Annotated in this window: 22 protein-coding genes; 15 read left to right on the forward strand and 7 right to left on the reverse strand. The window is 62.7% G+C overall.

Annotated features, from left to right (window positions below; all coding sequences use genetic code 11):
- The first annotated feature begins 22 nt into the window (after positions 1 to 22).
- The 6 genes from U9R80_RS02200 to U9R80_RS02225 all read left to right on the forward strand — a co-directional run bounded on the left by U9R80_RS02200 (position 23) and on the right by U9R80_RS02225 (position 7223).
- Positions 23 to 631, forward strand: a complete 609-nt coding sequence (locus U9R80_RS02200; RefSeq protein WP_301838314.1) for a YqiA/YcfP family alpha/beta fold hydrolase — start codon at positions 23 to 25, stop codon at positions 629 to 631.
- 36 nt (positions 632 to 667) lie between these two features.
- The gene (gene parE, locus U9R80_RS02205) at positions 668 to 2572 is read left to right on the forward strand and encodes a DNA topoisomerase IV subunit B (RefSeq protein ID WP_301838313.1); all 1905 of its coding nucleotides are present in this window, start codon (positions 668 to 670) and stop codon (positions 2570 to 2572) included.
- Positions 2569 to 3555 (forward strand): esterase-like activity of phytase family protein, encoded by a 987-nt coding sequence (locus U9R80_RS02210; RefSeq protein ID WP_301838312.1) that lies wholly within the window; start codon positions 2569 to 2571, stop codon positions 3553 to 3555. Before parE ends, U9R80_RS02210 begins: the two co-directional genes overlap by 4 nt.
- The gene (locus U9R80_RS02215) at positions 3552 to 4070 is read left to right on the forward strand and encodes a retropepsin-like aspartic protease family protein (protein ID WP_301838310.1); all 519 of its coding nucleotides are present in this window, start codon (positions 3552 to 3554) and stop codon (positions 4068 to 4070) included. Before U9R80_RS02210 ends, U9R80_RS02215 begins: the two co-directional genes overlap by 4 nt.
- 10 nt (positions 4071 to 4080) lie before the next feature.
- Positions 4081 to 6339, forward strand: coding sequence for a DNA topoisomerase IV subunit A (gene parC / locus U9R80_RS02220; RefSeq protein ID WP_301838309.1), 2259 nt, complete (start codon positions 4081 to 4083; stop codon positions 6337 to 6339).
- A gap of 176 nt (positions 6340 to 6515) precedes the next feature.
- Complete coding sequence (locus U9R80_RS02225) at positions 6516 to 7223, forward strand: PqiC family protein (protein WP_301838307.1); 708 nt, start codon at positions 6516 to 6518, stop codon at positions 7221 to 7223.
- Positions 7224 to 7364: 141 nt separating this feature from the next.
- Here U9R80_RS02225 and U9R80_RS02230 read toward each other — a convergent pair whose 3' ends face one another.
- Positions 7365 to 8864: a histidine kinase gene (locus U9R80_RS02230; RefSeq protein ID WP_301838305.1), complete on the reverse strand. Its 1500-nt coding sequence runs from the start codon at positions 8862 to 8864 to the stop codon at positions 7365 to 7367.
- Positions 8865 to 8998: 134 nt separating this feature from the next.
- On the opposite strand from U9R80_RS02230, the gene serB reads away from it, so the two are divergent.
- Positions 8999 to 10213, forward strand: coding sequence for a phosphoserine phosphatase SerB (gene serB / locus U9R80_RS02235; RefSeq protein ID WP_301838304.1), 1215 nt, complete (start codon positions 8999 to 9001; stop codon positions 10211 to 10213).
- Positions 10214 to 10282: 69 nt separating this feature from the next.
- On the opposite strand, the gene asd is transcribed toward serB, so the two are convergent.
- The 3 genes from asd to U9R80_RS02250 are packed head-to-tail and all read right to left on the reverse strand — an operon-like array spanning position 10283 to position 13555.
- The gene (asd, locus tag U9R80_RS02240; RefSeq protein WP_301838303.1) at positions 10283 to 11146 is read right to left on the reverse strand and encodes an archaetidylserine decarboxylase; all 864 of its coding nucleotides are present in this window, start codon (positions 11144 to 11146) and stop codon (positions 10283 to 10285) included.
- 17 nt (positions 11147 to 11163) lie between these two features.
- Positions 11164 to 11973, reverse strand: coding sequence for a rhodanese-like domain-containing protein (locus U9R80_RS02245; protein WP_301838302.1), 810 nt, complete (start codon positions 11971 to 11973; stop codon positions 11164 to 11166).
- Positions 11974 to 12019: 46 nt separating this feature from the next.
- Positions 12020 to 13555, reverse strand: coding sequence for an HDOD domain-containing protein (locus U9R80_RS02250; RefSeq protein ID WP_301838301.1), 1536 nt, complete (start codon positions 13553 to 13555; stop codon positions 12020 to 12022).
- A 130-nt stretch (positions 13556 to 13685) separates the two neighbouring features.
- Between U9R80_RS02250 and motA the strand changes: the two genes are divergently transcribed.
- Together motA and motB are read left to right on the forward strand one after the other, a co-directional pair.
- Positions 13686 to 14537, forward strand: a complete 852-nt coding sequence (gene motA, locus U9R80_RS02255; RefSeq protein ID WP_274117382.1) for a flagellar motor stator protein MotA — start codon at positions 13686 to 13688, stop codon at positions 14535 to 14537.
- Between the two features lie 3 nt (positions 14538 to 14540).
- Positions 14541 to 15557, forward strand: a complete 1017-nt coding sequence (gene motB / locus U9R80_RS02260) for a flagellar motor protein MotB (protein ID WP_301838297.1) — start codon at positions 14541 to 14543, stop codon at positions 15555 to 15557.
- Between the two features lie 67 nt (positions 15558 to 15624).
- On the opposite strand, the gene U9R80_RS02265 is transcribed toward motB, so the two are convergent.
- Together U9R80_RS02265 and rsgA are read right to left on the reverse strand one after the other, a co-directional pair.
- The gene (locus tag U9R80_RS02265; RefSeq protein WP_301838296.1) at positions 15625 to 16107 is read right to left on the reverse strand and encodes a molecular chaperone Tir; all 483 of its coding nucleotides are present in this window, start codon (positions 16105 to 16107) and stop codon (positions 15625 to 15627) included.
- A 266-nt stretch (positions 16108 to 16373) separates the two neighbouring features.
- A complete protein-coding gene (rsgA, locus tag U9R80_RS02270; RefSeq protein ID WP_028945667.1) occupies positions 16374 to 17405 on the reverse strand; it encodes a small ribosomal subunit biogenesis GTPase RsgA in 1032 nt (343 codons plus the stop codon).
- A 91-nt stretch (positions 17406 to 17496) separates the two neighbouring features.
- Here rsgA and orn point away from each other — a divergent pair, with 91 nt between their 5' ends.
- Positions 17497 to 18039: an oligoribonuclease gene (gene orn / locus U9R80_RS02275; RefSeq protein ID WP_301838294.1), complete on the forward strand. Its 543-nt coding sequence runs from the start codon at positions 17497 to 17499 to the stop codon at positions 18037 to 18039.
- Between the two features lie 100 nt (positions 18040 to 18139).
- The gene (locus tag U9R80_RS02280; protein WP_301838292.1) at positions 18140 to 18751 is read left to right on the forward strand and encodes a trimeric intracellular cation channel family protein; all 612 of its coding nucleotides are present in this window, start codon (positions 18140 to 18142) and stop codon (positions 18749 to 18751) included.
- Positions 18752 to 18774: 23 nt separating this feature from the next.
- On the opposite strand, the gene queG is transcribed toward U9R80_RS02280, so the two are convergent.
- Positions 18775 to 19860, reverse strand: coding sequence for a tRNA epoxyqueuosine(34) reductase QueG (gene queG, locus U9R80_RS02285; RefSeq protein WP_301838290.1), 1086 nt, complete (start codon positions 19858 to 19860; stop codon positions 18775 to 18777).
- 63 nt (positions 19861 to 19923) lie between these two features.
- Here queG and U9R80_RS02290 point away from each other — a divergent pair, with 63 nt between their 5' ends.
- Genes U9R80_RS02290 through mutL form a run of 4 tightly spaced genes read left to right on the forward strand, consistent with a single transcriptional unit; the run spans position 19924 to position 24574 of the window.
- Entirely contained in the window at positions 19924 to 20784 is an 861-nt protein-coding gene (locus U9R80_RS02290) for an NAD(P)H-hydrate dehydratase (RefSeq protein ID WP_301838289.1), read from the forward strand.
- A complete protein-coding gene (gene tsaE / locus U9R80_RS02295; RefSeq protein ID WP_274117390.1) occupies positions 20772 to 21242 on the forward strand; it encodes a tRNA (adenosine(37)-N6)-threonylcarbamoyltransferase complex ATPase subunit type 1 TsaE in 471 nt (156 codons plus the stop codon). The genes U9R80_RS02290 and tsaE overlap by 13 nt, the downstream gene beginning before the upstream one ends.
- Before the next feature lie 3 nt (positions 21243 to 21245).
- The gene (locus U9R80_RS02300; protein ID WP_301838288.1) at positions 21246 to 22670 is read left to right on the forward strand and encodes an N-acetylmuramoyl-L-alanine amidase; all 1425 of its coding nucleotides are present in this window, start codon (positions 21246 to 21248) and stop codon (positions 22668 to 22670) included.
- A complete protein-coding gene (gene mutL / locus U9R80_RS02305) occupies positions 22667 to 24574 on the forward strand; it encodes a DNA mismatch repair endonuclease MutL (protein ID WP_301838287.1) in 1908 nt (635 codons plus the stop codon). The genes U9R80_RS02300 and mutL overlap by 4 nt, the downstream gene beginning before the upstream one ends.

Here is a 24574-nt window from a genome sequence, read left to right on the forward strand (position 1 = left end):
AGACAGGTGCAGCGGGGGCGGTATGTCGGGATCGATTCTCTATATTCACGGGTTCAACAGTGCACCCTCGTCGAAGAAGGCCTGCCAGCTGGTCGAGGTAATGCAGCAGATCGGCCTGGCCGGGCAACTGCGGGTGCCGGCCTTGCATCATCACCCTCGCCAGGCCATTGCCCAGCTTGAAGCCGACATCGCTGAGCTCGAATCGCCATTACTGGTCGGCAGCTCGCTCGGCGGCTACTATGCCACCCACCTGGCCGAGCGCCACGGGCTCAAGGCGCTGCTGATCAACCCCGCAGTCAACCCGCACCAACTGTTCGACGGGTACCTGGGGCCTCAGAAAAACTTCTACACCGGTGAAACCTGGGAATTGACCCACGATCACGTGCAGGCCCTGGCCGAACTTGAGGTTGCCGCGCCCACCGATGCCGCGCGCTATCAAGTCTGGCTGCAAACCGCCGATGAGACCCTGGACTATCGCCGGGCCGAGCAGTTCTACCGCGCTTGCGCCCTGCGTATCCAGGCCGGGGGCGATCACAGTTTCCAGGGGTTCGCCGAGCGTCTGCCGGCCTTGCTGAGCTTTGCCGGCATAGACCCGCAGCAGTACCAATCGCTCGATTTTTCTGTATTTTGATGACTTATTTTCACCCACGACTGACGACGAGACCCCATGGCCATTCCCAGCGCTAGTGCCTATAACGCAGACGCCATCGAAGTCCTCTCGGGCCTTGACCCGGTGCGCAAGCGCCCGGGCATGTACACCGACACCAGCCGGCCGAACCACCTGGCCCAGGAAGTCATCGACAACAGCGTCGACGAAGCCCTGGCGGGGCATGCCAAATCGGTGCAGGTGATCCTTCACGCCGACCATTCGCTGGAAGTGTCCGACGACGGGCGCGGCATGCCGGTGGACATCCACCCTGAAGAGGGCGTGTCGGGGGTCGAGCTGATCCTCACCAAGCTGCATGCCGGCGGTAAATTCTCCAACAAGAACTACCAGTTCTCCGGCGGTCTGCACGGGGTGGGTATTTCTGTGGTCAACGCCTTGTCCAGCCAGGTGCGGGTCAAGGTCAAGCGCGACGGCAACGAATACCAGATGACCTTCGCCGATGGCTACAAGGCCAGCGAGCTGGAAGTGGTCGGCTCGGTCGGCAAGCGCAACACCGGTACCAGCGTGTACTTCGCACCGGACCCCAAGTACTTCGATTCCCCCAAATTCTCCATCAGCCGCCTCAAGCATGTGCTCAAGGCCAAGGCGGTACTGTGCCCGGGGCTGCTGGTCAGCTTTGAAGACAAGGCCAGCGGCGAGAAGGTCGAGTGGCATTACGAGGACGGCCTGCGTTCCTACCTGGTCGACTCGGTCAGCGAGTTCCTGCGCCTGCCCGACGAGCCGTTCTGCGGCAGCCTGGCCGGCAACAAGGAAGCTGTCGACTGGGCCCTGCTGTGGTTGCCGGAAGGCGGCGACAGCGTCCAGGAAAGCTACGTCAACCTGATCCCCACCGCCCAGGGCGGCACCCATGTCAACGGCCTGCGTCAGGGCCTGCTCGATGCCATGCGCGAGTTCTGCGAGTTCCGTAACCTGTTGCCGCGAGGGGTCAAGCTGGCCCCCGAGGACGTCTGGGAGCGCATCACCTTCGTGCTCTCGATGAAGATGCAGGAACCGCAGTTCTCCGGCCAGACGAAGGAGCGCCTGTCGTCCCGCGAGGCGGCCGCGTTTGTTTCCGGTGTGGTCAAGGATGCTTTCAGCCTGTGGCTCAATGCGCACCCCGAGATGGGTATGCAACTGGCCGAACTGGCCATCAACAACGCCGGCCGCCGTCTCAAGGCCAGCAAGAAGGTCGAGCGCAAGCGCGTTACCCAGGGGCCGGCGCTGCCGGGCAAGCTGGCGGACTGCGCCGGCCAGGACCCGATGCGCGCCGAACTGTTCCTGGTCGAGGGTGACTCGGCCGGCGGCTCGGCCAAGCAGGCGCGTGACAAGGAATTCCAGGCGATCCTGCCGCTGCGCGGCAAGATCCTGAACACCTGGGAAGTCGATGGCGGTGAGGTCCTGGCCAGCCAGGAAGTACACAATATTGCCGTGGCCATCGGTGTCGACCCGGGGGCGGCCGATATGAGCCAACTGCGCTACGGCAAGATCTGCATCCTCGCCGACGCCGACTCCGACGGCCTGCACATCGCCACGCTGCTGTGTGCGTTGTTCGTCCAGCATTTCCGCCCGCTGGTCGAGGCCGGCCACGTCTATGTGGCCATGCCGCCGCTGTACCGTATCGACCTGGGCAAGGAGATCTACTACGCCCTGGACGAGGCCGAGCGTGATGGCATTCTTGATCGCCTGGTCGCCGAGAAAAAACGTGGCAAGCCACAGGTCACCCGATTCAAGGGCCTGGGTGAAATGAACCCGCCGCAACTGCGTGAAACCACCATGGACCCGAACACCCGTCGTCTGGTGCAACTGACCCTGGAAGACCTGGACGGTACCCGCGAGATCATGGACATGCTGCTGGCCAAGAAGCGTGCCGGCGATCGCAAGACCTGGCTGGAGTCCAAAGGCAACCTGGCTGAGGTACTGGCTTGATTCGTCTGCTACTGGCAGCGGTACTTGGTGTGTTTGCCCTGTCATCGCAGGCGGCACCCTGGCCTGAGCTCAAGCTGGTGAGCGAACATCCGGTCGACGGCATGCGTGGCGGCAATCTGTCGGGCCTGGCCCTGTGCAAGGGCGAACTGTGGGCAGTATCCGACCGCGACGACGACCTGCTGTACCGCATGGATACCCGGGCCACGGTCTGGCAGGCCGTGTCGATTCCGCTGGCCGCTCCCCCGGTACCGGAAAGCGGCTTGCCCTGGGGCTTGCGCTCACGTACCTGGGCCGCTGGCAAGGTGCGTGGTGGCGACTTGGACTTCGAGGCCATCACCTGTGATGCCGCCGGCAATCGCTATGTGGTTAGTGAAGCCCATGCCGCGGTGCTGCAAGTGCCGGTCGACGGTGAGCCGAACTGGTTGAAGATCGACCCGAGCCTGGTTCGTCAGGCCCGGGCCAGCGGCATGCTGCTGCATTTCAATGCCTTGTTTGAAGGCCTGGCCGTAAACCCGGCCGGTGATCGCCTGTGGCTGGCGGCCGAGCGCGAGCGTCGCGGCTTGCTGCTGATCAATCGCCAGCAGACGGTATGGGACTGCGCCGGTGGCTGTGTGCTGCTGAGCGAGGCGGGCGTCGAGATGCAGCCCCCGCAGATGCCCGAGGCGCGAGCGTTGCCGAGGGACTTTGCCGACCTTGCCCTGTTCAACAACAAGCTCTTCACCCTGGAACGCAATGCCCACCGGATATGCCGTCGCAACGCAGTGACCGCGAAAGTCGAGCGTTGCTGGTCGTTCGCAGCCGATGCACTGGCCGAGACGCGGCAGTACACCCAGCCCTTCGGCTTGGCCGAAGCCCTGGTGATCGATGCCAAGGGCGCCTGGATCGGTGTGGACAATAACGGCGCAACGCGCAACGACGGCGAGTCGCGGCCGGTGGTCTGGCGATTTGCTGCCCCTGAAGGCGGCTGGAGCGCCAAGCCGTGAGCCAGCCACCGGGAAAGCGTGCTGGCAGGGTGCTGCTGGTGCTTGCCTGGGCGGCCGGCCTGTTCCTGGCGACGCGCTTTTTCGGCGATTGGGAGCAGCGTCAGGCCAACCCCAATACCCAGATCAGTTCGCAGCATGGCGATGGCTATATCGAAGTGCAATTGGCGGGTAACGGCCAGGGGCATTTCGTCGCCGATGGCCAGATCAATGGCCAGGCGGTACATTTTCTGCTCGATACCGGTGCCACCGATGTGGCGATTCCCGAAAGGCTGGCCGGCAAGCTTGATCTTGAACGCGGCGCTCCGGTGACGCTCAGTACCGCCAACGGACGCACCGAGGGCTATCGCACGCGCCTGGACACGCTGCAACTGGGCGATATCCAGTTGCGCGATCTGCGCGCCCTGGTGGTGCCGGGGCTGGAAGGCGAACAGGTCTTGCTGGGCATGAGTGCCCTGAAACAACTCGAATTTACCCAGCGTGGTGGCACCTTGCTGCTGCGCCAGAACCTGAAATGATGAGGCCCGCATGAGCGACTCCCTTGATCTCAGCCTCGATGGCGTAGAGCGCCGGTCACTGGCTGACTTCACCGAACAGGCCTACCTCAACTACTCCATGTACGTGATCATGGACCGCGCCTTGCCGCATATCGGCGACGGCCTGAAGCCGGTGCAGCGACGCATCGTCTATGCCATGAGCGAGCTGGGCCTGGACGCCGATTCCAAGCACAAGAAGTCGGCGCGTACCGTCGGTGACGTGCTCGGCAAGTTCCACCCCCACGGTGACTCGGCCTGCTACGAAGCCATGGTGTTGATGGCGCAGCCGTTCAGCTACCGCTACACCCTGGTCGACGGCCAGGGCAACTGGGGTGCTCCGGACGATCCGAAGTCGTTCGCGGCCATGCGTTACACCGAAGCTCGGCTGTCGCGCTACTCCGAGGTGCTGCTCAGCGAACTGGGCCAGGGTACCGCCGATTGGGTGCCGAACTTCGACGGCACCCTGGACGAGCCTGCCGTATTGCCGGCACGCCTGCCGAATATCCTGCTCAACGGCACCACCGGTATTGCCGTGGGCATGGCGACCGACGTGCCGCCACATAACCTGCGTGAAGTTGCCAGCGCCTGTGTGCGTTTGCTGGATGAGCCCAAGGCTACCGTCGAGCAGTTGTGCGAGCACATCCAGGGGCCGGACTACCCGACCGAAGCCGAAATCATCACGCCGCGCTCGGAATTGCTGAAAATCTACGAAAGCGGCCGTGGCTCGGTGCGCATGCGTGCGGTCTACCGTATCGAAGACGGCGACATCGTTGTCACCGCCTTGCCGCACCAGGTCTCCGGGGCCAAGGTGCTGGAACAGATCGCTGCACAGATGCAGGCCAAGAAGCTGCCAATGGTCGCTGACCTGCGCGATGAGTCGGACCACGAGAACCCGTGCCGGATCGTGATCATCGCCCGTTCCAACCGGGTCGACCTCGACGAACTGATGCAGCACCTGTTCGCCACCACCGACCTTGAGTCCAGCTACCGGGTCAACGTCAACATCATCGGCCTGGATGGCCGCCCGCAGCTGAAAAACCTGCGCGCGTTGCTGGTCGAGTGGCTGGAGTTCCGCGTGCAGACGGTGCGCCGTCGCCTCAAATTCCGCCTGGACAAGGTCGAGCGCCGCCTGCACCTGCTCGAAGGCTTGCTGGTGGCCTTCCTCAACCTGGATGAAGTGATCCACATCATCCGTACCGAGGAGCAGCCAAAGGCCGCGCTGATTGCCCGCTTCGACCTGACCGAAACCCAGGCCGAGTACATCCTCGAAACCCGCCTGCGCCAGTTGGCGCGGCTGGAAGAGATGAAGATCCGCAACGAACAGGACGAACTGGCCAAGGAACAAGCCAAGCTGACCGCCTTGCTGGGCAGCGAAAGCAAACTGCGCAAGCTGGTCCGTGCCGAGCTGATCAAGGACGCCGAAACCTACGGCGACGCCCGTCGTTCGCCGATTGTCGAGCGTGCTGAGGCCAAGGCCTTGTCGGAAAACGAGCTGATGCCGACCGAGCCTGTCACCGTCGTTCTGTCGGAGAAGGGTTGGGTGCGTTGCGCCAAGGGCCACGACATTGATGCCACGGGCCTGTCCTACAAGGCCGGTGATGGCTTCAAGACCGCCGCGGCCGGGCGGTCCAACCAATTTGCCGTGTTCATCGACTCCACCGGCCGCAGTTATTCGGTTGCCGCCCATACGTTGCCGTCGGCCCGTGGCCAGGGCGAGCCTTTGACAGGCCGCCTGACGCCACCGCCAGGGGCCGGCTTTGAATGTGTGCTGCTGCCTGAAGACGATGCCTTGTATGTCATTGCCTCCGACGCCGGCTACGGCTTTGTGGTCAAGGGCGAAGACCTGCAGGCCAAGAACAAGGCCGGCAAGGCCCTGCTCAGTTTGCCAAACGGCGCCAAGGTCATTGCCCCGCGTGCAGTGGCCGACCGTGAGCAAAACTGGCTTGCCGCGGTGACTACCGAAGGTCGCCTGCTGATTTTCAAAGTCAGCGACCTGCCGCAGCTTGGTAAAGGAAAGGGCAATAAAATCATCGGTATTCCTGGTGACCGGGTTGCCAGTCGTGAGGAATATGTCACTGATTTGGCGGTCATTCCTGACGGCGCGACGCTTGTGTTGCAGGCTGGTAAGCGTACCCTGTCATTGAAGGCGGATGACCTTGAGCACTACAAGGGCGAGCGCGGCCGTCGAGGCAACAAGCTGCCCCGAGGCTTCCAGCGCGTTGATGCGTTGTTGGTCGAGAACATCGGGTAAGCCGGTTTAGAGACCCCGAATGGGTAATTTCGCGCCCGTTCGGGGTTGAAACACTGGAGTCGAACCGCTATTTCGCGGATGATAGGCGCCTTGCGGCATCAGCGTGGCTGTGTGCCCGAACGAATCTATATGAGTATCACTGCGGTTTGCCTTGTGGCGGCCGCCTGGATGGGATGATGAAATTTCTGCGCCTTCCGTTTGTTCTGCTGCTCAGTGGCGTACTCGGACTGGCCGGTTGCAGCATGCACCAGCCGGTATCCCTGTATCAGCTCGACAGTGGTGAGCCTGGCCAGCCCAAGCAAAGTGCGGGCATGGCCGTCGTGCTCGGCCCGGTGTCGGTTGCCGATTACCTGCAGCGCGAAACCCTGCTTCAGCGTCAAGCCGATGGAAGCCTGACCGCGGCGACCGATGGCCGTTGGGCTGGCAGCCTGTCGGCAGACATCGATCAGTTGCTGGTACGCCAATTGGCCTGGCGCCTGGACAGCCAGCGCGTAGTGCTCGCGCCGGGCAACACGGGCTTCACGCCGGATGTACAGGTGCTGTTGTCGATCACTCGACTGGACTCCGGTGCCAACCAGCCGGCGGTGCTTGATGCCCAGTGGCGCCTGCTGGATCGCCGTGGCCAGGTCCGCGACAACCGCATTGTCCACTTGGAACAGCAGCACCAGGGCAGCGCAGCAGCGCAGGTACAGGCCCAGGGCCAATTGCTGCAAAAGCTGGCCGAACAACTGAGCATTGCCCTCAAGCCGCTGGCCAACCAGCCGCCGATCGCTGAAGAGCAACCGAAGAAGGCCGCGCCGGTGCAAGTGCGCAAAGAACCGGAGAAGCCAAAGATTCCATTGGCTACGCCAATTCGCACTGATATGGAAGTTTTCCGCTTCTAAGTCATCAGGTACAAAAAAGCCCGCAGCGATGCGGGCTTTTTTATTGGGTCTGTCGCGTAGCCGCTGCCGAGGAACGAGGCTGTGATCGACTGCGCAGCAGTCGCCATCCCGTCCCCCAAGCGGACACGCCGCGATGGGGTATCAGCTCTTGACCCGACGCTCGTGCATCCGCGCCAGTTGGCGCTCAAGCATCGACGGGTAGGGCTCCATCAGGCGCTCCACGCAGCAGGCACCCTCGGGGCTTGCGATAGGACGGATACGGGCACGCTGGCGGATCAGGGCGTCATCGCTGATCTTGCGCTCCACCAGGAGCAGGTTGCGGCTGTGTTGCGACAGGGCCAGGGCGTCCTGGGCCTTCTCGGTCAACAGCAGGTCGATCTGGCTCATGCCGTCCAGGCCTTCACCCAGTGCCAGGCCCAGCTGCAGTTGCAAGGTGATGCCACTGTCGGCTACCTCGATCTGCAGGGCGTGACCCAGGGCGCGCAGCAGCTCGCCGCAGCAGATGGCATTGGTGAGGTAATCCTCGCCGCTGTCCTGCTTGTGGAACAGCATCAGGGTACTGCCGTCGTTGAGGGTGTGCACTTCGCTTTCATACAGTGACGCGGCCTGGTCGAGGCAGTCGCGATAGCGCTCCAGCAGTTCGGTCAGGCGAGCTCGCGGCAGGCGGCGCAGCTGTTCCTGGGAGCCCAGTTGTACCGCCAGTACGGCGCTGGCCTGAGGCTCACGCTTGGCGGGTGGAGTGGCAGGTTGCGGGGCGTCGTCGTGTTCTTCGTCGAGCAGGTCGGCAAACGCGTCGTCGTTTTCATCGTCGTCCGCTACCGGCGTGCTCGCCTTGGTCACCGCTGGGGCTTCGTCGAAGCTTGGGTCGCGCAGGTTGCGAACCTTGAACTCAGGCTCATCGTCGTCGAGGTGTTCTTCTTCGACTTCTTCCGGCTCGATTTCCCGTGGGGGTGGTGCCAGGCGGGCGTGCAGCTGGCGCGCCAGGTCACCGATTTCGTCCTGGCGCTCGATCGCCGGGGTGAATTCGTTGATGTCGCGCAGCCAGACCCGCAGTTGCAGCAGGGGCGTAGAGATGAAGCGCCCCAGGCGCAGGCTCATGGCCAGGGCCAGGGCCAGCAGAATACCGGCAAGGATGCCCATGCTCTGCAGGCTGATGGTAAGCGGTTGCTGGAACTGGCTCATGTCCAGGCTGATACGCAGTTGGCCTGCGGTCACATCCTGAAAGGTAATCTTGGTCTGGTACAGGCCTTCAGCCTCGCCCAGCAGGCCGTTTTTCGGGCGCTGGCCGGCTTCGGCGAGGATCCGGTTGTCGACGCTGTAGATGGCGGCATGGGCGACCAGCGGGTTTTTCACCAGATTGCCCAGCAGGACATTGAGGCTGAGGATGTCGTTGGACACCAGCAGCTCGGTCGCCGAGGTTGCGGTCTGCGTGGTCAGGCTCTGCCCAAGGGCATCGGCCTGTTCATGCATGGCCTGCTTGAACTGCAAGCCCATCACGCAGGCATAGATCACCAGGGCCAGTGCTACCAGGAACACGTTATGGCAGGCGATCCGCAGCGCAAGCGGCACACGGCGTTGGCGCAGCGCATGAAAAATCAGCAGGAAGAAGTTGTCGGTCTTAACGGGCGTGGGCCGGTTCACAGAGCGCGGCTCTTTATGTCGGAGAAGTTGCTGCGCAGTATAGCGAGCGCTCAAGGGGCGGCAAAGTATCGGCTGCGCCCGATGGTCTGTGAAAATCGGTAGAATGTGCTTTTTTCTACGAGTCGGAGCCCGTCTTGCGCGAAATCGTTCTGATTAACATCACCGGTGAGGACCGCCCCGGTCTCACTGCGGCCATCACCGGTGTTCTGGCCCAGGGTGGTGTGAACATCCTCGACATCGGTCAGGCGGTGATTCATGACACCCTGTCTTTCGGCATCCTGGTGGAGATCCCGGATACCGAGAAGGCCTCCTCGGTGTTGAAAAACATCCTGTTCGCGGGCTACGAACTCGATCAGCAGGTCCGTTTCACGCCAGTTTCCGAAGCCGATTACCAGAGCTGGGTCGAAGGCCAGGGCAAAGCCCGCCACATCGTCACCCTGCTGACCCGCAAGGTGACTGCCGAGCAGTTGCAGCGTGTCAGCTCGATTACCGCCAAGTACGGCCTGAACATCGACCACATCGACCGCCTGTCCGGGCGTGTGGCGCTGGACACGCCGGTTGACCAGGGCAAGGGCTGCATCGAGTTCTCCGTGCGCGGCGAGCCCGCTGACCCGCAGGCGCTGCGCGCCGAGTTCCTGAGCGTGGCCCAGGAGCTGAACGTCGATATCGCTTTCCAGCAGGATTCGCTGTTCCGCCGCAACCGTCGCCTGGCGGTGTTCGACATGGACTCGACGCTGATCGAGGCCGAGGTGATTGACGAACTGGCCAAGGCCGCCGGCGTTGGAGAGCAGGTTTCGGAAATCACCGAGCGCGCCATGCGTGGCGAACTGGACTTCCGTGCCAGCTTCAAGGAGCGCCTGGCCTTGCTCAAGGGGCTGGACGTCGGTGTGCTGGACGAGATCGGTGCCTCGCTGCGCCTGACCGAAGGCGCCGAAACCCTGTTCGCCGAGCTCAAGCGCCTGGGCTACAAGACGGCGATTCTGTCGGGTGGCTTTACCTACTTTGCCAAGCAACTGCAGGCCAAGCTGGGCATCGACTACGTCTTTGCCAACGAGCTGGAAGTGGTTGACGGCAAGGTGACCGGTGTCGCGGTCGAACCGATTGTCGACGCCCAGCGCAAGGCCGACCTGCTTGGAGAGCTGGCGCGCAAGGAAGGATTGCAGATGGAGCAGACCATTGCCGTAGGCGATGGCGCCAACGACCTGCCGATGCTGGCTATTGCCGGTCTGGGCGTAGCGTTCCGTGCCAAGCCGCTGGTCAAGCAGTCGGCCAAGCAGGCGATTTCGACCCTGGGGCTGGACGGTGTGTTGTACCTGTTGGGCTTCCGGGATCGTGACGGTCGCGCCTGACCCCTGAATCGCGGGCTTGCCCCGCGATAAGGCAAAAAAAAGCCCGCATCGCTGCGGGCTTTTTCATGCTCAAGCCTGGGCTGGCATCGCCAGGCCCTGGCCCATGCTCACCGCAGACCCTGCGCCGAGCGTTTCAGCCCACTTGACCTGATCCGGCCCGAACAGCACGACGGCGGTCGAACCCAGTTTGAAGCGGCCCAGTTCCGCACCTTTTTCCAGGTGGATCGGCGCGCGGCTGGCTTCGTCGTAACGGAAGGTCTTGAGCTCACGCTTGGGTGGTGTTACCAGGCCAGCCCAGACGGTCTCGATCGAGGCGACGATCATTGCGCCCACCAGCACCACGGCCATCGGGCCGCGCTCGGTGTCGAACAGGCAAACCACGCGCTCGTTGCGGGCAAACAGCTCTGGCACGTTTTCGGCCGTGGTCTGGTTGACCGAGAACAGGCGGCCCGGCACGTAGATCATTTCGCGCAGGGTGCCGGCCAGCGGCATGTGCACCCGGTGGTAGTCCTTGGGCGACAGGTAGATGGTGGCGAATTCGCCGCCCATGAACGGCGCAGCATTGGCCGGATCGCCGCCCAGCAGTTCCTGGGCGCTGAAGCTGTGACCCTTGGCCTGGAAAATGCGGCCGTGCTCGATCGGGCCGAGCTGGCTGACGGCACCGTCGGCCGGGCAGAGGATGGCCCCGGGGGTTTCATCCAGCGGGCGCGCACCGGGCTTCAGGGCGCGGGTGAAGAAGGCGTTGAAGTGTTCATAGGCGGTGACGTCCTCGACCAGGGCCTGGGACATGTCGACCTGGTAGCGCTTGGCGAACCAGGTGGTGAACGCATTCTTGAACCAGCGCACGCGGCACTCGGCAATGCAGCCGGCCAGGCGCGACAGCAGGTGATGCGGCAGCAGATACTGGCTGATGATAAACAAGCGGGATTTCATTGGGTTTCCTTGATTCTTCAATGTTCTACAGGCGTGTCCGGGTGGTTGCCCCATTCGCCCCAAGAGCCGGCGTAGGCCTTGACCCGCGGGTAGCCCAGGGCCTTGGCTACCAGGTAGGTAAAGCCGGAACGGTGATGAGTCTGGCAGTGGGTGACCACTTCCTTGTCTTTGCTGATGCCCAGCTGTTCGAGGATTTCGGGCATGTCCTTGCGAATGCGCAGGTGATCGTTCAGGTCCATGCCGGCAGTCCACTCGAAGTTGACCGCGCCAGGAATGTGCCCGCCTTTGGCAGCCAGCACCTTGTCGCCGCGGTATTCGGCGGGGCTTCGGGCATCCCAGATAGCAAGGTCATCGGCACCGAGGCGGCTTTGCAGGTACTCGCGCGTCGCCGTGGGGTCTTCGTGCAGGGTCAGGCTGACCGCTCCTCCAGCACTCGCAGGTACGTCGGTGCTGAGGTTGTTTGCGGGCCATGCCTGGGCGCCACCATTGAGGTAGTGGTAGCGCTTGTGGCCGATCACATCGAGCAGCCAGATAAAACGCCCGGCCCAGCCACCGCCTTCGTCGTCATACACCACGTACACGGCATTGGCGTTGTGCCCCAGTTCGCCGAACAGTTTTTCCAGGTCGGCCTTGGCCGGCAGCAAGCCCGGCGCCGGTGGTTGACCCCACTGGGTGCGCTTGGGGTCGACGAAGCGTGCCCCGGGGATATGGCCACTGCCATAGCGATTGGCGCTGGTCAGGTCGACCAGGATCAACTCTGGCGCATCAAGCCGGGCTTGCAGGTCTACCGGCTCAATTACCAGGGGCAAGCCAGAAAAATCAGTCATCCAGAGTCTCCATGTCAGGGCAGAGGGGGCGATTGTAGCGCATGGGTCAGGCGCTGCGGTGGCTGAAGGTGGTCAGGGCTCGTTCGATGCATTGTGCGGTTTTGCCAAAGGCCTGCACGCTGACGTCGGCCAGCGGTTTGCCGCTTTGGTCAGCCGCCAGCAGCATCACGACCCGGCCATTGCTGGAGAGTGAACGTAGCAGCAGGTGTTCACTGCGAAACAGTGCGTACAGGCCCGGTGGCAGCAGTGGCGAGAATTGCGCCTGGTTCTCGGGTGTCAGGCGCAGTTGCGCAGCCTTGCTCATCAGGCGCTGCAGCAATTTGTTGTGTTCGATCGACAGCACAAGGCTTGCAGCCTCTGGTGGCAGCCCGGCCAGTTGATGAACCCGCAACACGGTCTGCTGATTGTCGGTCATCAATAGCACCACCCGCTGCAGACCGCAGGCCACCAGGGCGTCACGGGCCTGGGTGGTCAAGTGGAGGGCATTGGTGAAGGGGCTGGGTTCGGCCAGCAACTGTGCGCAGAGCTTGCGCCAGGTGCCCAGAGCCTGGGCCGAGGGCGGCGAGGGTGCGACCTGGCCGGGATGCAGGCGCTGCTGGTCCCAGGGCCACAGCAACGCTTCAGCCGGGTGGAACAACTGGGCGCAGGGATGCTTGCGGGCGCTGATGGCGGCCTGCTGGTGAACCATTTGCTGGACGTCGTCCAGAGACGTCTGCAGGTACAAGCTGCAAAGCATTTGCCAGCGCAGGACGTGGCCGGTGGTCCAGCCCACTTGTGCGGCAAGTGCCAGGCCATTGGCCAACAGCACGGTGTTGGAGGGTTGGTTGAACCAGCGTCGCAATGTTGGCTGCTCGTCCAGGTACTGCTGTTGGTGCAGGTTGTTCTGATCGCGGGCGATGTGCAGGGCCCGGGCCAGTAATCGACGTTCATCCTGGAGCAGGTGATAGCCGCGGGTAACCCACTCCGGCAGGCGCCAATGCTCGGCCAGGGCCTTGCACAGGCTCAGCACACGCACACCAAACAACTCTTGTTCCACCCGCCGCGCCGATTCGCCCTTGTGTACCACCCGTAGCTCCCAGTCTTCGAGCAGTTTGGGGTGGGTCAGGGCCAGGGGCCACAGGGGCGAGAGGAATAGCAGGCTGCCCCAGTGGATCTCTTGCCAAAGCCGCGCCAGGCGACTGGCGAACAGGCCGTTGGCCTGCTGGCTGGCGTGTTGGCTGACCAGCTGCAACTGACGCAGGGTCGGGGCGATCTCTTGTTCGGGAAGTACAGGCAGGCGTTCCAGCAGCGCTGTCGTACGTGCCAGCCCCAGTCGGTTGAGGGCAACCTCCAGGCTTTCGGCGGGCTCGCCGAGGCTGGTGTTGGTGTGGTGATTGGCCTCGCGCATCACACTGAGCACCAGGGCCGGGCTTCCCTGCATCAACTCGGCGATGTCGCGCAACGAGCGGCGGCTGTCGGCCATCGCCGCTTTTACCCGCTCGTAACTGGCCTGCGGAATCGGCAGGCGAACGCTGTCGAGCAACTTGACCCAGGCATCGAGTGATTGTGGTGTTTGACTTGGCACGGTGGCTTCAATAGGCATGCTGGAGGGGGGCGAACTGGTTTTTCGCCTTGACTGACTATAGTCTGGCGCAGATCTGCCGATAAGTAGAAGAAGAGATTTAATAACTTCCGCTCACGACCCCGACCACGACTGCAAGTGCTTTCTACCTATGGCTAAAATTATCGGCATCATCGTCGTATTCGCGAGCGTGCTCGGCGGATATGTTCTCTCTCACGGCAAGATTGCGGCGCTGATCCAGCCTTTTGAAGTGCTGATCATTGGCGGTGCGGCTTTTGGTGCGTTCCTTCAGGCGAACCCGGGTTACATGACCATGCATGTAATCAAGAAGTCCCTGAAAATGTTCGGTACGCGCTTTACCCACACCTTCTATATAGAAGTGCTGGGGCTGGTCTACGAGATTCTCAACAAGAGTCGGCGCGAAGGCATGATGGCGATCGAAGCCGATATCGAAGACGCCGCTGCCAGTCCTATTTTTGCCAAGTACCCGGCGGTGCTGGGCGATGAGCGCATGACTGCGTACATCTGCGATTACCTGCGCATCATGTCCACCGGCAACATGGCACCGCACGAGCTCGAAGGCCTGTTCGACATGGAGTTGCTGAGCATGAAGGAAGAGCTTGAGCATCCCTCCCATGCCGTGACCGGCATTGCCGATGGCATGCCAGGCTTCGGTATTGTCGCGGCGGTACTGGGTATCGTGGTGACCATGGCCTCCCTGGGTGATGGCGATCAACAGTCCATCGGCCTGCACGTGGGTGCGGCGCTGGTCGGTACCTTCTTCGGTATTCTTGCCGCGTACGGTTTCTTTGGTCCCCTGGCAACGGCCCTGCGCCAGGATGCCAAGGAAGAGCTGAATGTCTATGAAGCGATCAAGGCGTCACTGGTCGCCTCGGCGTCCGGCATGCCGCCGTCGCTGGCCGTAGAGTTCGGTCGCAAGGTGCTGTACCCGGCCCACCGTCCTAGCTTCTCCGAGCTGGAACAAGCGGTTCGCGGACGCTGAGTCATGGAGAACAATCAGCCCATTATCGTCAAGCGCATCAAGCGCTTTGGCGACGGCCACCACGGTGGCGCCTGGAAGATCGCCTTCGCTGACTTTGCCACGGCGATGATGGCGTTCTTCCTGGTGCTCTGGTTGCTGTCTACTGCCACGCCGGAACAGAAGATCGCCATTGCCGGCTACTTCAAGGACCCGATCGGCTTCTCGGAAAGCGGCACGCCCTACGTGATCGACCTGGGCGGCTCGCCCAAGCTTGCGCCGGAAAAGACCATCAACCCGGAAGAAAAGTCCGAGCACACGCCCGACACCAGCATTCAGCTGGACAAGGAGCAGGTCGAGAGCATGGCCGAGCAGGTCGAGCGTGAGCGGCTTGAGCTGTTGCTGCAGGAGTTGCAGAACAAGGTCGAGGAAAACCCGCAACTGCAGAAGTTCAAGGACCAGATTCTCTTCGAGATCACCCAAGATGGCCTGCGTATCCAGATCATGGATGCCGAGAATCGGCCGATGTTCGATCTGGGCAGCGCACATTTGCAGCCTTACTTTGAAGACATTCTGTTGGCCATGGCCGATACCATCAAGGCAGTGCCCAACAAGATCAGCATCAGCGGCCATACCGATGCCAAGCCTTACTCCGGTACCGGCGAGTATGGCAACTGGGAGCTTTCGGCCAACCGTGCCAACGCGGCGCGTCGCGCACTGGTCGCCGGGGGCTACCCCGATACCCAGGTGGCACGCGTTGTCGGCTATGCCTCCTCGTCGCTGTTTGACCGGGCGAACCCGCTCAATCCGGTGAACCGGCGCATCGATATCATCGTGCTGACCAAAAAGGCCCAGCGCACCATCGAAGGTGAGCAGCCCCAGCCTCCAGCGCCTGAAAGCAGCCCGCCGGCCCCCGCCACGCCTGCGCCTGCGGTGCCATCGCAAGCGGCACCCGAGGCCGAGCCGATGCAGCCGCGTGAGTTGCGCCAGAAGCTGAATATCTTCGAGGATGGCGTACTGAAGATGGATCAGAGCAAAGAGTGATTCCGTTGTCTGATTGAAACGCCCGTGTGCAGTGATGCCCACGGGCGTTGTGCTTTATGGGGAAGGGTCAGAAACCGCGCCGGATCTTGGCCTTGAGGTCGGCGTGGAAAAAGTCGGCATTGGCGCGGTTGGTGGCTTGGGCGTCGGGGTCTTCACGGGTGATCGAGCGCTTGAAGGTCCGTTCATCGTGGTAGGCATGCACAAACAGATCGATATGCTCGCGTGCGGTCATGATCGGCCATTTCTCCAGATAACCCGATGGCGCGTTACCTGCGTACTGGTACAACGAAATGCGCCTGTTGGTCAGGGTGCCGGCGCCCAGTTGGAAGGGCAGCCACCAGGCATGGGGCGTGTCGTGCGAGAGCACCACGATCAGATGGCTGCAGTTGCTGACATGGCGGGTGATAAGGCTGCAGATTGCGTCGGTGGTCTGTTGATCGTCGTTGTCGAACAGGTCCAGCTGCGTGGCGATACCTTCGAGCTTCAGGCGTTCGTTGATGGTGAAGGCGTCGAGCCGATCACTGTGGCGATAGCTGATAAAAACAGGCATCAGAAGCACCCTCCGGGCAAGGCGGAGAGACAGCGAATGGGCAGGGGTTGGATTGTCATAGTTGATTCCTTTCATGCACAGGGCACGGGGTGGCTCGCTCGGTGATGGCGAATCTGAAAGGTGACAATCTGCGAAAGTATTTCTGGCAGCAAGGGACCACGGCGAATAAGGAATTGTCCCGCAGTGAACGGTAATTTTCCCTACAAAAAGTCCGCGCTTTTTGCGAGGTGAGGCTCGTTGTGAGCCTCACCCGGCGACTGAAAGTTTCAGTATGTGTCTTGAGGCAGGCTGGCGATGATCGAGCGGTAGCTGTTCATGCGCTGTTGTTGCACGCGACCGTCTTCCAGGGCCTTGAGCAGTGCGCAACCGGGTTCGCGATCGTGCTTGCAGTCGCGAAAGCGACACGTGCCAATCAGGTCGTTGAACTCGATAAACCCGGCCTCGACATCGGCCCGGCTGACGTGGCCCAGGCCAAACTCGCGGATACCGGGGGAGTCGATCAGCTCGCCGCCGCCGGGGAAGTGGTACAGGCGCGCGGTGGTGGTGGTGTGGGTGCCCTGGCCGGACCACTCGGACAAGTCACCGACGCGGGTCTGCACTTCGGGCAGCAGGCTGTTGACCAGCGATGACTTGCCGACACCCGACTGGCCAACGAACACACTGATATGGCCATCCAGGCGTGCTTGCAGCTGCTGCATGCCGTCGCCGTGGTGGGCCGAAACTTCCAGGATCGGGTAGCCCAGCTGTCGATACACCGCCAGCAGCGCGTTGAGCGCCGGGGCGTTCTCCTCGTTGATCAGGTCGGCCTTGTTCAGCAGCAGCAACGGATGAATACCGGCATGCTCGGCAGCGACCAGGTAGCGGTCGATCAAGTTGGCGTGAGGTTCGGGGGCCGGGGCGAAGACAATCACGATCAGGTCGACGTTGGCCGCCACCGGCTTGAGTTGGCCGCGGCTGTCGGGCCGGCACAGCTCGGTGCTGCGTGGCATCTGCGCAACGATCACACCGATGCCCTGGTTGCCGGCGCGCCAGACGACACGGTCGCCGGTGACCAACGCTGGCAGGTTGGCGCGCAAGTGGCAGCGGAACACCTGGCCGGCACCCTCGCCATCCTGGGCCTCGACCTCGACCTGCACGCCAAAGTGGGCGATGACCAGGCCGAGTTGCTCCGGCCCCAGGTCGCCGCCTTCGAGCTCCTTCAGGGTCTGTTGTTCGCGTTTGGCGGCGCGGGCAGCGCGTTCACCCTGGATTTTTTCGATCCGCCAGTTTTGGCGGCGATTGAGCTGGCGTTTGGCCATGAAGGTTCCGTGTTCGGCATGCATTATTAAACGGCGAGGAGTTTAGCACGCTCCACTAGGCTAAACTGCGCACCTACCGAGGAGCAGAATCATGCAGAACCCACAGAACCTGATCTGGATCGATCTGGAAATGACCGGCCTGGATCCGGACCATGACGTCATCATCGAGATGGCGACCATTGTCACCGACAGCGACCTGAACACCCTGGCCGAAGGTCCGGTAATTGCCATTCATCACAGCGATGAAGTGCTGGCGCGCATGGACGACTGGAACACCCGTACCCACGGCGCCTCGGGCCTGACCCAACGGGTCAAGGGCAGCAAGGTCAGCATGGCCGAAGCCGAAGCCCAGACCATTGCCTTCCTCGAGCAATGGGTGCCCAAGGGCAAGTCGCCGATCTGCGGCAACAGCATCTGCCAGGATCGCCGCTTCCTGTATCGCCATATGCGCAACCTGGAAAACTACTTTCACTACCGCAACCTTGATGTTTCCACCCTCAAGGAGCTGGCCGCGCGCTGGGCGCCAGAGGTTCGCGACAGCTTCAAGAAGGGTGGCACCCACCTGGCACTGGACGACATCCGCGAATCGATCAACGAATTGCGCCACTATCGCGAGCACTTCATCAAGTTCTGACGGCGTCGGCGCTGGGTTGTACAGACAATCCATGCGGCGCCCCCTTTTGGTGCCTGAGGCAACTGGGTAGACTGCGCGCCCCCTTGCACGGATCTGCGCCATGTTGTTGATGCTCTATCTCATTGCAATCACCGCCGAAGCCATGACGGGCGCGTTGTCTGCGGGACGACGTGGCATGGATTGGTTCGGCGTAGTGTTGATCGCCTGTATCACTGCCTTGGGCGGTGGTTCGGTACGCGACGTGCTGCTGGGGCATTACCCGCTGACCTGGGTAAAACACCCGGAGTACCTGGTACTGACCAGTTTTGCCGCGTTGATGACGATCTTCATTGCGCCGCTGATGCGCCATTTGCGCTCATTGTTCCTGGTGCTCGATGCGCTGGGGCTGGTGGCCTTTACCCTGATTGGCTGCATGACGGCGCTGGAGATGGGCCAGGGCATGCTGGTGGCATCGATCAGCGGGGTGATCACCGGGGTGTTTGGCGGCATTCTGCGGGATATTTTCTGCAACGATATTCCACTGATCTTCCGTCGCGAGCTCTATGCCAGTGTGTCGTTTGCCGCGGCCTGGTTCTACCTGGGGTGCGTCTATTTCAAGGTGCCGGGCGAGCAGGCCATCCTGCTGACGCTATTTGGTGGGCTGCTGCTGCGTCTGCTGGCCATTCGGTTCCGCTGGGAAATGCCGAAGTTCCATTACAACGACGAGCATTGAGAAATTGCGGGGCAAGCCCGCTCCTACGATGTGGGGGCGAGCTTGCCCCGCGATGCGTGTTGCTCGAGCGCCCACTGCACATGCTCCTGCACCAGCTCCGACGGATAGTCCAGTCGCGCCCTCAGTGCTTCCAGCACCGGTATGGTCGAAGGTGCATTCCCCAGGCCCACCGCCAGGTTGCGTAACCAGCGCTCGTAGCCTGCACGGCGCAACGGTGAACCCTCGGTGTTGCTGAGGAACGTAGCCTCATCCCACATGAACAACTCGGCAAGCCCGGCGTTATCCAGGTTGTGTCGGGGTTTGAAGTCGTTCTCGGCGGACGGCCGGGCGAAGCGGTTCCAGGGGCAAACGATCTGGCAGTCATCGCAGCCGAACACGCGGTTGCCGATCAGGGCGCGCAGCTCTTCGGGAATGGCGCTTTTGAGCTCGATGGTCAGGTAGGAAATGCAGCGCCGCGCGTCCAATACATACGGGCCGACGAACGCCTGGGTCGGGCAGATATCCAGGCAGGCGCTGCAGCGCCCACAATGCTCGCTGACCTGGGGCGGGTCGACGGGTAACGGCAGGTCGACGAACAGCTCGCTGAGGAAGAAGTAGCTCCCGGCCTTGCGGTTGAGCAGCAAGGTGTTCTTGCCGATCCAACCCAGGCCGGCCTGCTCGGCAATGGCTTTCTCCAGTACCGGGGCGCTATCGACAAAGGCGCGGAAGCCGAAGGGGCCGATTGCTTGCTGGATTCGCTCGGCCAAGTGCTGCACGCGCTTGCGGATCAGCTTGTGATAATCGCGCCCCAGGGCGTAGCGGGATACATAGGCTTTCTCGGGATGTGCCAGTTGCTCGGCCATCCGGGTGTCGCCGGGCAAGTAGTCCATGCGCAGCGACACCACGCGCAGTGTGCCCGGCACCAATTGGTCGGGATGCGAGCGTTTGCTGCCATGGGCGCCCATGTATTCCATCTCGCCGTGATAGCCGGCTTGCAGCCAGCGCTCAAGGTGCTGCTCGTGCTCGGCCAGGTCCACCCCGGCGATGCCGACATGGGCAAAGCCGAGTTCTTTGCCCCAATCCTTGATCGATTGGGCCAGTGCGGGAAGATCGGGGGTAGCAGCAGGCATGGGAAATAAGGCAACGCAGACTCAGGTGCGTATAATTCTGCCAGACATCGGAGCCTTTGACCCATGCCTCAGACCAAACACCCCCAAACCCAGCCGCAGTTGCTGACCAGCCGCAGCCTCGCCCGGTTGCCACCCCGTGCGCTGGCAGCCCAGAAAGGTGACTTCGGTCACGTGCTGGTGGTCGGCGGCGACCGGGGCACCGGCGGAGCGGTCCTGCTCAGCGCCGAGGCTGCATTGCGCTGTGGTGCCGGGCTGGTATCGCTGGCTACCCGAAGCGAGCAGGTGCCTGCGGCCCTGGCGCGGTTGCCTGAGGTGATGAGCCTTGGTGTTCACTCCGCCAACCAGCTAATGACGCCCATCGAGCGCGCGTCGGTGCTGGTGGTCGGGCCGGGCCTGGGGCAGGCGGCCTGGGGACGTAGCCTGTTGTCGGCAGTCGCCAATGCCGAGGTGCCGCAAGTATGGGACGCCGATGCCTTGAACCTGCTGGCCCGGGCACCACTGCCGCTGCCCGCGGGTTCGATGATCACGCCGCACCCGGGGGAGGCAGCACGGCTGCTGGGGATCTCTACCGAGGCCGTCCAGGCGGACCGTCCAGGGGCCGCGCGCAAACTGGCGCGCAAATATGCGGTCGTATGTGTGCTCAAGGGCGCAGGCACCCTGGTGGCCGACCCGACCGGGCAATTGGCGCTCTGCGAACGCGGGCATCCAGCCATGGCCGGTGCAGGCCTGGGGGATGTCCTGAGTGGGGTGTTGGGCGCCCTGTTGGCCCAGAAGATGTCGAGCTGGGACGCAGCGTGCCTGGGGGTCTGGCTGCATGCCTGTGCCGGTCAACGGCTGGGGGCGCAAGGCCGTGGGCTGGCGGCCAGTGATCTGGTCCCGGCCATTCGTCATTTATTGGAGGAGCATTCAGCGTGTCAGGTGTAACCCTGTTTTTGGCCGACGAAGAGGCCATGGTCCGCTTCGGCGCCCGCATTGCCGAGGTGACCAAAGGTCACGGCGTGATATTTCTAGAAGGGGACCTGGGGGCGGGCAAGACCACCCTGTCGCGGGGCATCATTCGTGGCCTCGGGCACACTGGCGCAGTAAAAAGCCCGACCTTCACAGTGGTAGAGCCCTACGAGATTGGCGAGGTGCGAGCCTTCCATTTCGACCTCTACCGCCTGGTCGATCCGGAGGAACTGGAGTTCATGGGCATCCGTGACTATTTCGAGGGCGATGCGCTGTGCCTGTTTGAATGGCCCCAAAACGGGGCGGGTGTTTTGCCAAAGCCCGACCTGACCATTACCATAAGCCCCCAGGCGAGCGGTCGTTCGCTTAACCTGTCGCCGCAGGGGGCACGTGGCGAAGCCTGGTGTGCCGCTCTGGCCTTGGAATTCAAATAGAAAATGGGGATAGGTATGCGCATTCGCGCACTGGTTGCGGTCGTAGGATTGCTGCTTACGGCGGTAACTGTTGATGCACTGGCCGTCACGCAAGTCAAAAGTATGCGTTTGTGGCGAGCGCCGGATAACACACGGCTGGTGTTCGACCTCTCCGGTCCTGTGCAGCACAGCGTCTTTACGCTGACGGCACCCGATCGCCTGGTCATCGACATCAATGGCGCGACCCTGGCGGCCCCGTTGACGGTCTCGACCTCCAATACCCCGATTACCAGCGTGCGCTCGGCCCAGCGCACGCCTACCGACCTGCGCGTGGTGATCGACCTGAACAAGTCGGTCACTCCCAAGAGCTTTACCCTTGCACCCAACGCCCAGTATGGCAATCGTTTGGTCGTCGACCTGTTCGACCAGGCTGCCGACGCCGTTTCGCCGCCGCCAACCCCTCCGGTCGCCACCACCCCGGCGGTGCCTGTGACGCCTACTCAGCCGGCGATCAAGCTGACCCCCGTGCCCAATGGCAAGCGTGACATTGTCATCGCCATCGACGCCGGTCACGGCGGCGAAGACCCGGGGGCTTCAGGCTCCAGGGGCCAGCATGAGAAAGACATCGTGCTGTCGATCGCCAAGGAGCTGCAGCGCCAGATCAATGGTGAGAAAGGCTATCGCGCCGAACTGACCCGTACGGGCGACTACTTCATTCCGCTGCGCAAGCGCACCGAGATTGCCCGCAAGAAGGGCGCTGACCTGTTTATCTCGATCCACGCCGATGCCGCGCCCTCCAAGGCCGCTTTCGGTGCCTCGGTGTTTGCTCTCTCTGATCGTGGCGCTACCTCGGAAACCGCGCGGTGGCTGGCGGACAGTGAAAACCGCTCGGACCTGATCGGGGGCGCCGGCAACGTCAGCCTGGACGACAAGGACCGCATGCTCGCCGGCGTGCTTCTTGACCTGTCGATGACCGCCTCGCTGAGTTCGAGCCTGAACGTCGGGCAAAAGGTGCTGGGCAACATGGGCCGAGTCACGCCGCTGCACAAGCGCCGAGTTGAGCAAGCAGGCTTCATGGTGCTGAAGTCTCCGGATATTCCGTCGATCCTGGTCGAAACCGGCTTTATCTCCAACGCCAACGAAGCAGCCAAACTGGCCACCGCGAGCCACCAGCAATCCCTGGCCCGCTCGATCCACAGTGGCGTGCGGCAGTTCTTCCAGCAGAACCCGCCACCCGGCACCTATATCGCGTTCTTGCGTGACAGCGGCAAGATCGCCCAGGGGCCACGCGAACATAGCGTGCGCCCGGGTGAAACCCTGGCCATGATTGCCGTGCGCTATCAGGTCAGCGTCAGCAGCCTGCGCAGCGCCAACAACCTCAAGAGCGATGAGCTCAAGGTTGGGCAGGCTCTGAACATTCCGACGACTGCCCTGGCGGCCCAGCAATGACCGACAGCGCCCGGATCGAACTGCTCAGCCCGCGGCTGGCGAACCAGATCGCCGCCGGCGAGGTGGTCGAGCGCCCTGCATCGGTGATCAAGGAACTGCTGGAAAACAGCCTGGACTCCGGTGCCCGGCGCATTGATGTGGAAGTGGAGCAGGGCGGCGTCAAGCTGCTGCGAGTACGCGACGACGGCAGCGGCATTGCTGCCGATGACCTGCCGCTGGCCCTGGCCCGTCACGCCACCAGCAAAATTCGCGATCTTGAGGACCTGGAGCGGGTCATGAGCCTGGGTTTCCGGGGTGAAGCCCTGGCCTCGATCAGCTCGGTGGCGCGCCTGACCCTGACTTCGCGCACGCGCGACGCCGAGCAGGCCTGGCAGGTGGAAACCGAAGGCCGCGACATGGCCCCGCGCGTGCAACCGGCGGCCCACCCGGTGGGTACTTCGGTGGAAGTGCGCGACCTGTTCTTCAATACCCCGGCCCGCCGCAAGTTCCTCAAGACCGAAAAAACCGAATTCGATCACCTGCAGGAAGTGATCCGGCGCCTGGCGCTGGCGCGTTTCGACGTGGGGTTTCACCTGCGTCACAACGGCAAGAGCATCCTCAGCCTGCACGAGGCCCATGACGACACGGCCCGTGCCCGGCGAGTGGCAGCGATCTGCGGCCCGGGTTTCCTTGAGCAGGCCCTGCCGATCGAAATCGAGCGCAATGGTTTGCACCTCTGGGGTTGGGTAGGCTTGCCGACGTTTTCGCGTAGCCAGGCCGATCTGCAGTACTTCTTCGTCAATGGCCGCGCCGTGCGCGACAAGCTGGTCGCCCACGCGGTGCGCCAGGCTTATCGTGACGTGTTGTTCAACGGCCGGCATCCCACCTTTGTGCTGTTTTTGGAGGTCGATCCCACCGGGGTCGATGTCAATGTGCACCCCACCAAGCACGAAGTCCGCTTTCGTGACGGGCGCATGGTCCATGACTTTCTCTACGGCACCCTGCACCGAGCCCTGGCGGATGTGCGCCCTGAAGACCAGCTGGCAGCGCCCGCGGCGACCAGCGAGATCATTCGCCCCAGCGGCATCCAGGCGGGTGAGTTCGGTCCCCAGGGCGAAATGCGCCTGGCGGCCAACCTGCTTGAGCAGCCGGTTGCCGAACCCGGAATGCGCCCGATGGCTGGCAGCGGTGCTGCTGGATCGGGGGCAGGCTATCAATACCAGTACACTCCGCGCCCGGCCCAGGCCGTCCCGGCTGCCGAGGCGCAGAGTGTCTACCGTGAATTCTTCGCCCCGCTCAATGACGCGACACCCGCCGCGTTGCCTGAGGGGCAGGGTGATGTCCCGCCGCTGGGTTATGCCCTGGCCCAACTCAAGGGCATCTATATCCTTGCCGAAAACGCCGTGGGTCTGGTGCTGGTAGACATGCATGCGGCCCACGAGCGCATCATGTACGAGCGCCTGAAGGTGGCGATGGCCAGCGAAGGCCTCAGTGGCCAGCCGCTGCTGGTGCCGGAGTCCCTGGCCTTGAGCCAGCGTGAAGCCGATTGCGCCGAAGAGCACGCCGAGTGGTTCCAGCGCCTGGGCTTCGAGTTGCAGCGCCTGGGCCCGGAAAGCCTGGCGATCCGGCAGATCCCGGCGCTGCTCAAGCAGGCCGAGGCCAATCGGCTGGTTCAGGATGTTCTGGCCGACCTGATGGAATACGGCACCAGTGACCGTATCCAGGCCCACTTGAACGAACTGCTTGGCACCATGGCTTGCCACGGCGCTATTCGCGCCAACCGACGCCTGGCCGTGGCCGAGATGAACGGACTGTTGCGCGACATGGAAAACACCGAGCGCAGCGGCCAATGCAACCACGGTCGACCGACCTGGACCCAACTGGGCCTGGACGATCTGGACAAACTGTTCCTGCGCGGTCGATAA

This window comes from Pseudomonas sp. JQ170C (assembly GCF_035581345.1).
Taxonomy (GTDB): domain Bacteria; phylum Pseudomonadota; class Gammaproteobacteria; order Pseudomonadales; family Pseudomonadaceae; genus Aquipseudomonas.